At 48.2% G+C, this 13148-nt stretch carries 10 protein-coding genes; 2 read left to right on the top strand and 8 right to left on the bottom strand.

Features of this window, described 5'->3' with window-relative positions:
* Window positions 1-29: 29 nt before the first annotated feature.
* The 3 genes from I8U21_RS07480 to pyc form a co-directional block, all read right to left on the bottom strand.
* Window positions 30-1310: a glutamate-5-semialdehyde dehydrogenase gene (locus I8U21_RS07480; RefSeq protein WP_232333836.1), complete on the bottom strand. Its 1281-nt coding sequence runs from the start codon at window positions 1308-1310 to the stop codon at window positions 30-32.
* Window positions 1307-2416, bottom strand: coding sequence for a glutamate 5-kinase (proB, locus tag I8U21_RS07475; RefSeq protein ID WP_181730733.1), 1110 nt, complete (start codon window positions 2414-2416; stop codon window positions 1307-1309). The genes I8U21_RS07480 and proB overlap by 4 nt, the downstream gene beginning before the upstream one ends.
* Window positions 2417-2730: 314 nt before the next feature.
* Complete coding sequence (pyc, locus tag I8U21_RS07470; RefSeq protein WP_198053617.1) at window positions 2731-6168, bottom strand: pyruvate carboxylase; 3438 nt, start codon at window positions 6166-6168, stop codon at window positions 2731-2733.
* Window positions 6169-6416: 248 nt separating this feature from the next.
* Here pyc and I8U21_RS07465 point away from each other — a divergent pair, with 248 nt between their 5' ends.
* Complete coding sequence (locus I8U21_RS07465; protein ID WP_198053616.1) at window positions 6417-7595, top strand: iron-containing alcohol dehydrogenase; 1179 nt, start codon at window positions 6417-6419, stop codon at window positions 7593-7595.
* A 24-nt stretch (window positions 7596-7619) separates the two neighbouring features.
* Window positions 7620-8501, top strand: coding sequence for a R2-like ligand-binding oxidase (locus tag I8U21_RS07460; protein ID WP_181730736.1), 882 nt, complete (start codon window positions 7620-7622; stop codon window positions 8499-8501).
* Between the two features lie 36 nt (window positions 8502-8537).
* Here the strand turns inward: I8U21_RS07460 and I8U21_RS07455 are convergent, their stop codons facing one another.
* From I8U21_RS07455 to I8U21_RS07435, 5 genes are all read right to left on the bottom strand, one after another.
* Entirely contained in the window at window positions 8538-9779 is a 1242-nt protein-coding gene (locus I8U21_RS07455) for a dicarboxylate/amino acid:cation symporter (protein ID WP_181730737.1), read from the bottom strand.
* A 215-nt stretch (window positions 9780-9994) separates the two neighbouring features.
* Window positions 9995-10696, bottom strand: a complete 702-nt coding sequence (locus tag I8U21_RS07450; RefSeq protein WP_181730738.1) for an N-acetylmuramoyl-L-alanine amidase family protein — start codon at window positions 10694-10696, stop codon at window positions 9995-9997.
* A 232-nt stretch (window positions 10697-10928) separates the two neighbouring features.
* A complete protein-coding gene (locus I8U21_RS07445) occupies window positions 10929-11873 on the bottom strand; it encodes a sporulation protein (protein ID WP_181730739.1) in 945 nt (314 codons plus the stop codon).
* Window positions 11874-11879: 6 nt separating this feature from the next.
* On the bottom strand, window positions 11880-12599 hold the full coding sequence (locus tag I8U21_RS07440; RefSeq protein WP_181730740.1) for a thermonuclease family protein: 720 nt from the start codon (window positions 12597-12599) through the stop codon (window positions 11880-11882).
* Between the two features lie 104 nt (window positions 12600-12703).
* Window positions 12704-13009 (bottom strand): DUF4870 domain-containing protein, encoded by a 306-nt coding sequence (locus I8U21_RS07435; RefSeq protein ID WP_181730741.1) that lies wholly within the window; start codon window positions 13007-13009, stop codon window positions 12704-12706.
* Window positions 13010-13148 lie beyond the last annotated feature (139 nt).

The raw sequence follows: 13148 nt of genomic DNA, 5'->3' as shown, positions 1-13148 counted from the left end.
GCCACGCTTGCTATTCCCTTTCTTTATATTTATTCCCGGATCTGTCCGGTTCCCCGGATCACATATTTGTAACTGGTGAGCTCTTTCAATCCCATGGGGCCCCGTGCATGCAATTTCTGGGTGGAAATCCCCATTTCGGCGCCGAATCCAAACTCAGCCCCGTCGGTAAAACGGGTGGAAGCATTGTGATACACGGCCGCCGCATCCACTTGTGTCAAAAAGGCATCCGCCGCTTTTTGATCTTCGGCAATGATGGCTTCGGAATGGCCCGTCCCAAACCGTTCAATGTGCCGGAGCGCTTCCCCGGTTCCCTGAACCACTTTCACAGCCAGGATCAAATCCAAAAACTCGGTGTCGTAATCTTCTTCTGCGGCCGGTTCGATCTTCAGCGAAGGTTCATCTTGCAAAATGCGGCAGGTTTGTTCACATCCTTTGACCTGCACTCCCCGGTCGGCCAACTCCCGGGCCAAAAAAGGCAAAAATTCCTCCGCAATGCTCTGATCAACCAAAAGGGTTTCCATGGCATTACAAACCGAAGGACGTTGGGTTTTGGCATTGACCACCACCGACCGGGCCATCATGAAATCCGCGGAAGCATGCACATAGATATGACAATTTCCCACACCGGTTTCAATGACCGGCACATGGGCATTTTGCACAACCCGTTGAATCAATCCGGCTCCCCCGCGCGGAATCACCAGGTCGACCGACTCTTTGTCCCGGATCAAATAATCAATCGTATCCCGCCCGGTCCGATCAATCAATTGAATGGAATCAACCGGAATCTTTGTTTCCGCCAGCCCTTCACACATGACCCGAACCAGCGCCTGATTGGAGAAGATCGCCTCTTTCCCTCCGCGAAGGACAATGGCATTGCCGGCTTTCAATGCCAGACCGGCGGCATCCACGGTGACATTGGGCCGTGATTCGTAAATGATGGCAATCACCCCGAACGGAACGCGCACTTTATCCACTTGCAATCCGTTCGGGCGGAGATGGGTTTCCATCACCTCGCCGACCGGGTCCTGGCTTTGGGCCAATACTTTCAGCCCCTCAATCATGTCGGCAAGGCGCTTTTCATTCAACAGCAGACGGTCCTGTTTCGCTTTGGACAAGCCGTTTTGGATGGCGGCTTCCAAATCTTTCTGGTTGGCTTCAAAAATCCGGTCCCGCATCTGCCACAATTTCTCGCCCATACGCATCAAAGCTTCGTTTTTTTCCCGGGCGGAAACCATTGTCAATTGCCGTGAAGCTTGTTTGGCTTTTCGTGTTTTCTTTTTCACCATGTCTTGCAAATCAACCGTCATCATAAGACTTTCTCCTCCTCCTTCAAAATCACCATCATATCCCGGTGAACCACTTCATGAATCCGTTCATTCCCCTGATCCCAAGCTTTTCGTTCCAGCAAGAGATTGAGATCGGCACTGGAAAAGCTGGAAATCCCTTTGCCGATGGAGCGGCCGGACAAATCGCAAATTTCCACGACGGCTCCTTCCAAAAAAGTTCCGCTGACACAGACCACTCCGCCCAACAGCAGGCTTTTGTTGAACCGGACCAGCGCCTCTTTTGCCCCGGAATCGACCGTGATTTTCCCCTTGACCCGGGTGCTGAACGCCAGCCATGATTTTTTGCTCGGCAAACGGCTGTGCGGATGGAAACAGGTTCCCACTTTTTCCCCTTGCACAATTTTTCTTAATGCATCCGGTTCTTTGCCGGACGCAATCACCACCTGCATTCCGGATCGGACCGCGATTTTGGCCGCAGTCATTTTGGTCCGCATTCCGCCGGTTCCCACGATGCTTCCGGAACCCCCGGCTATCTCTTCCAACTCCTTGGTGATGACATGCACTTCCTCAATTTTTTTGGCTTCGGGATCTTTGCGGGGATCTTTGGTATACAAGCCGTCAATGTCTGTCAACATCACCAAAAGGTCTGCCTGGGCCACAATGGCCACCAGACTGCTCAAAGTATCGTTATCCCCCACGCGAATTTCATCGACGGCCACCGAGTCATTTTCATTGACAATGGGAACAATCCCCTTTTTCAACAACGTTTCGATGGTATTGCGAATGTGAATAAACCGCTTCCGGTCCTCCAGGTCCAAGCGCGTGAGCAATAACTGGGCCACCGGAAAACCATGTTGTTGAAAGTATTTCTGGTACGTATCCATGAGTGCACTCTGGCCCACCGCGGCAGCCGCCTGCTTTTCCGGAATAGTGATCGAAGCCGGGGTCCATCCCAACCGTCCGATCCCGGCGGCAACCGCTCCGGACGACACAAGGATCACTTCCATTCCTTGCCGGATCAGGGCGGCAATTTGCCCGACCAACGGATTGATTTTTCTCTCTGACAAGACGCCGCCCGCTTCCGTCAGGCTGCTGGAGCCGACTTTCACCACAACACGCTTTTTTCCCATGCCTTCTTCCTCCCTCTAAACAAAAAAAGCCTTTCATCCCTGAAGGACGAAAGGCTATTTCGCGGTACCACCTTCATTGATGCGTCCCACACCATTCGTAAGACGCATCCCCTTTACTGGATAACGGCCATGCTCACCGAATCCGCTTTTCACGGATCGCTCCAGAGGCGGGACAATCCGGTTAAATGACGGGTTTTTCCAGCCGCGAAACCCGCTCTCTGTGCATCGCTCCGGATTGATTCACTCTGTCATCGCACTTTGATATGCAAGTTTTATACATTTATATACATGACATCCGGCCGGTTTGTCAATCTTTACTCCATTTCAATCAACAAGTCCCCTGTCTCGATGGCATCTCCATTTTTCACATGAATTTCCTTGACCACACCGTCAAACGGCGCCTGAATCGTCGTTTCCATCTTCATGGCCTCGGTGACGGCAAGGTGTTCTCCTTTCTTCACCTTGTCCCCTTTCTCGACCAAGATTTTCACCACATGCCCCGGCATCGTGGCGCCCACATGGCCTGTCACGTCCGGATCCGCTTTGCGGCGCGATTCGACCGTTGCTTTGGCTGACAAATCGCGAACGGTCACTTCACGCGGTTGCCCGTTTAATTCATAATACACCGTCCGTGTACCGTCCGGAGCCAACGGCCCGACCGTAATCAATTTGACAATCAAGGTTTTCCCCGTTTCAATCTCCACTTTGATCTCTTCCCCGTAACGGAGCCCGTAGAAGAACGTGGGCGTATCCAGTACGGAGAGATCCCCGAATTCTTTGGTTTTTTCTTCTTTGTCCAAGAACACCTTCGGATACATGATGTAACTCATCACATCGTACTCATTGACCGCCCGCCCGGTTTTTTCTTCCAGCTCTTTTTGGACTTGCCCGAAATCCACCGGCTCCAGTAACTCGCCCGGCCGGCAAGTGAAATATTCGCGTCCTTTTAAAATGATATCACGCAGTTTTTCCGGAAATCCCCCCGGCGGTTGACCCAAATAACCTTGGAAAAACTGAATGACCGATTCCGGGAAGTCATAACGGTGGCCTTTTTCATAAACATCCTGTTCCGACAGGTTGTTTTGCACCATAAACAGGGCCATGTCCCCGACCACTTTGGAAGAAGGAGTGACTTTGACAATGTCTCCAAACATTTTGTTTACCGTGGCATAAGCTTTTTTCACTTCATCCCAGCGATCACCCAGACCGACTGCATTCGCCTGCTGGCGCAAGTTGGTGTATTGTCCGCCCGGCATTTCATGGACATACACTTCGGCGGTCGGTGATTTGATGTCACTTTCAAAGCCGGCATAATAAGCCCGCACATCTTCCCAGTAATCGGAAAGCTTTTGGATCTCCTGCAAATCCAATCCGGTTTCTCTCTTATCACCGCGCAATGCGGCAACCAACCCATTCAGGCTGGGCTGTGAAGTAAATCCGGACATGGAACTGATGGCGGTATCCACAATGTCGACTCCGGCTTCATAAGCCTTGATCAGCGTCGACATCTGCACTCCGCTGGTATCATGCGTGTGCAAATGAATCGGAATGCCGATCTCTTCTTTTAAAGCTTTCACCAGCTGATAAGCCGCAAATGGTTTCAACAATCCGGCCATATCTTTTATCGCCAGGATTTGCGCCCCCGCTTTTTCCAACTCTTTGGCCAGCTCCACATAATATTTCAGCGTGTATTTGTTGCGGGACGGATCCGTGATATCCCCGGTGTAACAAATGGTCGCTTCGGCAATTTTTCCGGTTTCGCGCACGGCATCGATCGCCACCCGCATGCCTTCAATCCAGTTTAAGCTGTCAAAAATCCGGAAAACGTCAATGCCGCTCTTTGCAGCCAGTTGCACAAACTTCCGGATCACATTATCGGGATAATTGGTGTAACCCACCGCATTGGCGCCTCTGAACAGCATTTGAAACAAAATATTGGGAATCCGTTCACGAAGTAAGTGCAATCTTTCCCAAGGATCTTCATTTAAAAAGCGCATTGCCGTATCAAAAGTGGCTCCTCCCCACATCTCCAGCGAGAACAATCCCGGAGCCAGTTTTCCCGTCGCTTCAGCAATTTTTAATAAATCATAGGTGCGCATTCTGGTGGCAAACAAAGACTGATGGGCATCGCGAAAGGTCGTATCCGTCACTAAAAGGCGCTCGCTGTTTCGAATCCAGTCAATCAGCCCTTCGGCTCCCTGCTCGTCCAAAATTTGCTTCGTTCCGCGCGGATATTCCCGGTCATAAGGAACCACGGGCACACGTGGTTTGGGAAAGTTGGGCTTCTTGTCTTTGGGCAATCCCGGATAACCGTTGACGACCGTCTGACCGATATAATTCAACAGTTTGGTTCCACGGTCTCTCCGCTTTGGAAACTCAAACAATTCCGGTGTTGTGTCAATGAACGAAGTATCATACTTCCCGCTTAAAAACACCGGATGTTGCACCACATTTTCCATAAACGGAATATTGGTTTTCACTCCGCGGACCCGGAATTCCCTCAACGTACGCAACATTTTTTGGGCCGCTTGTTCGTAAGTCATCGCCCAGGAAGAAACTTTCACCAACAATGAATCGTAGTGCGGTGTAATGACCGCCCCGGGATAAGCGTTACCGGAATCCAACCGGATGCCGAATCCGCCGCCCGAGCGGTACGCAAGCAATTTCCCCGTTTCCGGCAGGAAATCGCGCTCCGGGTCCTCGGTGGTCACACGGCATTGAATCGCATACCCGCGGGTGGTGATTTCCGACTGTGCCGGCACGCCCACTTCCGGATCGGTTAAAGCATATCCTTCCGCAATCCGGATTTGGGATTGCACGATGTCCACCCCGGTGATTAATTCCGTGATGGTGTGCTCCACCTGCACCCGCGGATTCACTTCGATGAAGTAAAACTTTTGATCACCGGTGACCAAAAATTCAACCGTTCCGGCGTTGATGTAACGGGCTTTTTTCATCAGATTCAAAGCCGCTTCACAAATCTGTTCGCGCAAATCCTCATCCAGCGACACACTCGGCGCCACTTCAATCACTTTTTGATGGCGGCGTTGGATGGAACAATCCCGGTCATACAGATGTACGACATTCCCGTAAGAGTCTGCCAAAATTTGCACTTCGATATGTTTAGGATTTTCCAAATATTTCTCGATATAAACCGCGGCATTGCCAAAAGCGGATTTCGCTTCGGACCGGGCCCGTTCGACCGCGTCTTTCAATTCCTCCGCCTTGCGGACAATCCGCATCCCGCGGCCGCCTCCACCGGAAGCTGCTTTGATGATGACCGGAAATCCGTGCTTTTCCGTAAACTCTTGCGCTTCTTTCAGTGACTGAATCGGATCAGGGGTACCAGGAATGACCGGAATCCCGGCTTTAACAGCCATTTCACGGGCTTCCACCTTATCGCCAAACATCTTGATATGCTCCGGGGACGGACCGATAAATACAATCCCCTCTTCTTTGCATCGTTTGGCAAATTCGGTATTTTCCGCCAAAAAGCCGTAACCGGGATGAATAGCATCCACATCATGGCGTTTTGCTACTTCCAAAATGGCATCAATATCCAAATACGCTTCAATCGGGCCTTTTCCCTCGCCGATCAGATAAGCTTCATCCGCTTTGTAACGATGGAGGGACAAGCTGTCCTGCTCGGTGTAAACAGCGACCGTGCGAATCCCCAGCTCGGTGCAAGCGCGAAAAATCCGGGTAGCAATTTCGCCACGATTGGCTACTAAAACTTTCGAAAAATGCTTCATACCTGTACTCCTTTCGCGAAAAAAGTCTAACCTCTCCATTACAAACATTATAATCTAAACAAATATATTTCTAAATATCTTACAAATATTAATGTAAGACAATTAGAATCTTATTAAATATTAATCGCTTTCAAAAAAGAAAACATTGTATAATAAAATAGGGAGGTTACTTTTATAAGCCACAGGCCGACCGATCCTTTTAAATATTCATTTGTTTTTATCAATATAACACATACAGGGGTGAAAAAATGACTTCTTCTTCCTTCCAATTTTTTCTCCATTCCCAAGTCCACATCGGTGCAGGGACTAGTTCCCGTTTGGCTGAATTCGTGTACGGACTGGGAGGAAAACGGGTGGTCCTTTTCACCGACAAAGGTTTGACCCGAGCCGGCGTCACGGAAAAAATCAAAAAGATCCTGGAGCAGACGGCAAAACCTGTTGAATTGGTCGGAATATTCGATGAAATCGAACAAGACGCCAAAGGGGAAAAGATCAATCTCGCGGCTGAATTTTTCCGGGACCGCCAAGCGGATGCACTCATCGCTTTGGGAGGCGGGAGTGTCCTGGATACCGTCAAAGGAGTCAAATGGCTTTTGCATTTGGGGAAGCAGGAAATTCACGAAGTCCTTAAACCGGCTGTAAAAATAACCCCGCCGAAAGCAAAACCCGTCCCGGTTCCGCATATTGCCATCCCGACCACGGCCGGCACGGGTTCCGAAGTCTCTCCGGTGGCTGTCATCTTTCATGAGAAATATCAGAAAAAAGCCAATCTGTTTCATCCCTATATCGCTGCCGATATTGCGATTCTCGATCCGGAGCTGACCGTCAGTTTGCCGCCCAAAATGACGGCTGCAACCGGAATGGATGCACTCACCCATGCGGTGGAAGCCTTTTTTTCACCGACCGCTCATCCGTACACAGATGCATTCGCCATCCAATCCATGCAAATGATTTTAAAACACCTTCCGGTGGCGGTGGAAAAAGGAGACCATCTCGAAGCCCGTGAACAAATGCTGATTGCCAGTTCATTGGCCATTATCGCTTTTTGTTACACGTTGACAGCCATCCCCGTTCACAATTTGTCCCACTCCCTCGGCGCCCGGTTCGGGATTCCGCACGGGCTGGCCAATGCAGTCTTGTTGCCTGTTGTCATGGAAGCCCTTCCCGCATTCTATCAGCCGCGAATCGAATCATTTTCCAAAATCATCGGCGTTCCACCGACGCTCGATGCTGTCACCGGGTTTCTGAGAGAATTCCGAAAAGACGTGGGATTGCCGGATACATTTGCTGATTGGCATTTCACCCCTGAACTCGGGCAGGAATTGGTTTCGCTGGTAAAACAGGATCCGGCAGGGATTTATCCGATTCCTGATGAGATCATCTTAAGGATCGTTCGTGAAGTTTTTGACCAACCCATCAACGCTTGAAATGCAAAGGAGGTAATGCGACACATGCGCAAGGAATTCCAGTCAACCCGTCCGGGAGGTCTCCAGATTGATTCATTTCCTTATCAGCTTTATCAAAAAGCCAAACGTGCCGGTACATGGAACCCGGGGTCCATCGACTTTTCGAAGGACAAAAAAGATTGGGAACGGATGACCGAACAACAAAGAGAAGAAATCCGGGCACGGTCTTCCAGTTTTTTGGCCGGAGAAGAGGCGGTCACCGTTGATTTGCTGCCTCTGATCATGGTCATCGCCAAAGAAGGGCGCCTGGAAGAGGAAATGTATCTGACGACATTTTTATTCGATGAAGCCAAACATACGGAATTTTTCCGGCTGTTTCTCAATGAAATCGGGGAAACCGGTGATCTTTCCCGGTACCATTCCCCTGCATACCGCAAAATTTTCAACGAAATGCTTCCGGAATCCATGAACCGCTTGTTGCATGATGCTTCACCCGAAGCGATCGTGGATGCCGCCACCACTTACAACATGTTTGTGGAAGGCGTGTTGGCGGAAACCGGTTACGCCAGTTTCCATGAAGGGCTGGACAAATCCGGTCTGATGCCGGGGTTGATGGAAGGAATCGGTTATTTGAAATTGGACGAATCGCGCCATATCAGCTATGGCACCTATCTCTTGCAACGGTTGATTCACGAAAAACCTTCCCTGTTTGACCGGTTCGTCAAAAAAATGGAAGAACTGGCGCCATACGGGATGGAAATTGTATCCCGCTATCAGGAAGGAATCAGCCCGCTGGGAGTGGATATGAAAAAAATCCGGCGCTTTGCCGAAAAACAAATCAACGTCCGGATCGAGATATTGTCCCGGGCCAAAAACGGCACATTCGATCCCACCTCTCCGGATGCCCTCTCTGCTGACGGGTTGTAACAAGAAACCACACTTTTTTAAGGTGTGGTTTTTCTCTCATTTCAACGTATCTTCTCCGTCCGGATGATACTCTTTTTCACTTTTGGCCACCACCAATGTGGCAATCCCGTTTCCGATCATATTGACAATGGCCCGTGCTTCAGACATGAACCGGTCCACTCCCAACAACAGCGCCAAGCCTTCCATGGGAATCACTTGCATGGCGCTCAGGGTGGAAGCCAAAACAATGAACCCTCCCCCGGTTACGGTGGCGGCCCCTTTGGATGTCAACATCAAAATGGCCAGGATGGTCAGCTCCTGGGTCAGGGTCAAATCCACTCCGCTGACCTGTGCCAAAAACACAACCGCCATGGTCAAATAAATGCTGGTTCCGTCCAAATTAAAGGAATAGCCGGTCGGAATGACCAAGCCGACCACTGATTTCGAACACCCTGCCTTCTCCATTTTTTTCATCATTTGCGGCAAGACCGATTCCGACGAAGAGGTGCCGAGCACAATCAGCAACTCTTCCTTGATATATTTTAAATATTTCAGGAGACTGAAACCGTACATTTTGCAAATCAAATTCAGGATCACAAACACAAACAAAAACATGGTTGCATAAACCGACAACATCAATTTTCCAAGCGGAATCAACGTCGCCAAACCATAATTTCCGATGGTGAAAGCCATCGCCCCGAATGCCCCCGCCGGAGCCGCTTTCATCACGATGTTCACGATTTTAAAGAATACGTTGGAAATCCGGTCAAACAAATCAATCACAGGCTTTCCCGGCTCTCCCAGCAAAACGAGGGCAAACCCGAACAAAACCGCAAAGAAAACAACTTGCAAGATATCCCCCTTCGCGAAAGCTTCCACTGCATTGGACGGAATGATATGAATGATGAAATCGGATAACTTCATTTTTTCCCCTTCGTGGGCGTATTCACTCACTTGGTCGCTTTCAGCTTGGGTTGCATGAATGTTCACTCCTTCACCGGGTTCCACCCAATTGGCAACAATCAGTCCGATCGCCAAAGCAAACGTGGTAACGATTTCAAAATAGATCAGCGCTTTTCCCCCGACCCTGCCCACTTTTTTCATGTCTCCCATTTTGGCAATGCCAAGTACGATGGTAAAAAATATTAACGGGGCAATCACCATTTTTACCATGTTGATAAACATTTCTCCCAATGGTTTCATCATTTTGGCAACATCCGGAACAAAGACCCCCAGCAAGATCCCTGCGAAAATGGCCGACAGAACTTGAAAAGTCATATTTTTCAACAATTTATTCATCCGGTACACCTCCACGACCCACGGTCTGAACAATTGCTCCATCCTTCCATCCGAAGCCTTGTCCAATGGATCTCTTTTCTCTTTCAATATTTTAAAATATTTTATTATAAAAGATCATATATATGCAAAATAGATATGATTATTTCTATTCAGAATATCTCCCGGATATGATCAACAGAATTAAAGAAGGAGGAATGCATCCTCCTTCCCTTTCTTTAAGTCAATTTGTTCAATTGAATTTCGTCGGCTCCTTTTCTCACCGCCTCGAGAACGGCTTCCGTGATTTTCGATTCATACGCTGTGTCACAGATCACTTTTCCATTCACCGTAATGCGGTACATCGGTTTTGGTTCCGTTTTTTTCTTTTCCAAACCGTAAATGCGGGCAACCCCTTCCACAATGGATTGGGCCAAACCATCGATAAACTTGCCGTCTTTTAATAATTGATTTTCCCTTTCATTGGTGATAAAAAGATTTTCAATCAATATGGCCGGCATCTTTGTATTGCGAAGCACCGCAAAGTTTGCTTGCTTTTTGCCCCGGTCTTTGATTTGGTATCGGGATAAATAATTGGTGATAGTCGAATGAAGTTGATTTTGATGATTCTTGGTTTTGGATGCGGCGTCCGGGTGAATATACGTTTCGAATCCCTCTGCTTGCGAAGAGCTGGCCGAATTGATATGAATCGACAAAAAGAGATCACAGTTTCTTGCATTGGCAAAATCGGCCCGCTCATTCAAATCCAGATAACGGTCATCCCAACGGGTCAGGGAAACTGTAACCCCTTTATACTCCCCAAAATAATCATTCATTTTTTTGGAAATTTGAAGAACCACATCTTTTTCCGCCAATCCATGGGCACTGGCCCCCGGGTCTTTCCCGCCGTGCCCCGGGTCAATCACAACATACACACTCATCGGCATCCCCCCTGAAACAGATTGACAGACGCAACATTCAGATAATTCATTCTCCATTAGAATTAATTCTTCACAACAAAAAATAAACCCTGCTGCTCCGGTTGAAATCTGTCAATCTTAAATTCTATCATTATCATTTTATTATATTCTTTCTTCCGATTTCTTCCACTTAGAACCGCCCGGAAATAAAAAAAGTGATGAACAACCACCGGGTCATTCATCACTTTTTGGATTAATCTTCATCTTCGAAGAAATCTTCCAATTCTTCCAATGCATCATCATCGTCGTCGTCATCATCGTCGTCATCCATCAATTCATCAATCACTTCATTCATGATCATCCCGCCGATCATGCCGGCTGCAAAGCCGCCAATGGCTCCGGCCAATCCGGAAGAACCATGGCTGTGGCCGTGGCTGTGTTCATGGTAAACCGGTTCATGAGAAAAGCTTCCATGATATCCGCCTTGCGCCTCCGCCATTTCGCTCAAAATTTGCTGCAGCCGCCCGACCAACTCAGACTCCGGCTCCAATTCTTCATTGGAAATGAAAACTTCCCGTTTGACCTCTTGTTTGCCTCCAAAAGAAGAGTAAAATTCCAGTTCCAGCAACAACCGGATTCCGTCCGGCTGAACGGCGGCGACAAACTCCAATTCTTCCGCTTGCCCCTGCAAGAAACCGGTCGGGAAAAGTTCAAATTCCTGCACCCGTCCGTTAAACTCCCTGGAGTCATGCTTTTCCCTGAAACCCAATTGGCCCAAAGCGTCAAGCACTTTTTGCAATGGCGCGGGACAAAGGATTTCTATGTAATCGCGATCCTTTTGATCCACCCCGCCGGCAATATCCAAATCGGTGTGAAAATAATAGGTGACGTAGTTTCCTGAAATCAAAAGGTCATAAGGCAATTGGTATGCAAACGGAAATTCCCTGGTTTCGCCGGGGCGGATGGTAAATGATTCATAAAAGGGAATCGATGTGATGGTATGAACATGATCCGTATCCCCGTGCCGGATGATGACTTCCAGCTTCACATCAATCTTGTTGATCTTTTGTTCAACCTCGCCGCCATGAATGAGCAATTTTCCTTCCACGGTGTCCCCCAATTGGAACCGGCTCTGATCCAACACCAAATCCACTTTGGCCGCCCCTTTGCCAAACCGGGCCATCAGATCCTTCAACACGTTTCATCACCTTCCCATCAATTCATGATAATGATCCCAGCATTCTTTCACCTGACTGCGTTTACGCTTGTCTTTCATCGCATCCTGTTCGGAATAATAATAAATGATATTGTCCGGTTTGATGTCTTTCACCGCTTTGCATCCGATCGGGTGATAAACATCGCTGTTTTTGCTTGCAACAAAAATATTGGTTTCATCCTGCAAAGATTCCACCTTAAATCCGTTTTTCTGAACATACTGATCCCATTGCCAAATGCCGGCTTTCTTGCTTTCCGCCTCTTTTTGCGCCTGATTCAGATCTTCCAGATACTTGGCTTTCGGATCATCCACATAGGCGACCCGGGCCAAACCGTTTTTCACCAACTCTTCCTGCAACAGTTTCCCGTCCACATGGACATAGGCGAGGAAACGTCCGTATTTGTCTCTTTTGTTCTCTTCTTTTTCCAGCTCAATTTTCTTGGCTTTTTCGATCAATTGTTTGGTAAACGCTTTGGCTTCCTCCCCGAGCGGTTGTTTTCCCAGCTGAGGATGATTGGTTTCCGGCGTATCCACCAACAGCAGCCGGACGGTTTCCTCTTTATTCTTCAACTTGATTTTTATCGTGTCCCCGTCAATCACGGTGACGGATTGTTTGGGCACTTCCACTTTCTCATCGTTTCCACAGCCGGCAGCCATGAGCAACGCAACCAACAAACCCCAAATTGACAGCTTTCTGAAACTCCTCACCATTCCTACTCCTTTTTTCATAATCGATCTGTATATATTTCCATTTGTACTTCTTTTCTAAATTACCACACCCCTGATTAAAAATCAAATTCGGTAAAGAAAATTTAAATCCACTTTTTAATGACCGGATATTGAAACGGACGGTTTTGCACTGCACGAATAATGCCCGTCAACGGAACAAAAAAAGCCGCCAGGCCGAAAACCACGATGAACGGAAACCCGATCAGAATCCATAATAAATTGGTGGAAATCCATAACAGAGACAAAACGGAACCGTGAAAAACCAATGCTTGCAAAGCCAATCTTTTTAATTCCCGGTCGTGTCCAAACAAAAACACAATCAATGGCACCAAAACCGGAGCAAACCAGATGCTCGCATGAAGCAACACCCGGATCCACTTCTCATCCATTTCATCACCCCGCCTTAAATGGGCCAGCCGTTTTGGACGGCCTCTTTGTTTCTCTTTAAAATCAAATTTCTTTTTTATTTTACCGAATATGATAACCAAATTCGAAACCCACGACTGGTTACTGAAAAATTATAATATT

Source organism: Thermoactinomyces sp. CICC 23799, assembly GCF_016055145.1.
Lineage (GTDB): Bacteria > Bacillota > Bacilli > Thermoactinomycetales > Thermoactinomycetaceae > Thermoactinomyces > Thermoactinomyces intermedius.
This window is presented reverse-complemented; position numbering and strand designations above follow the sequence as displayed.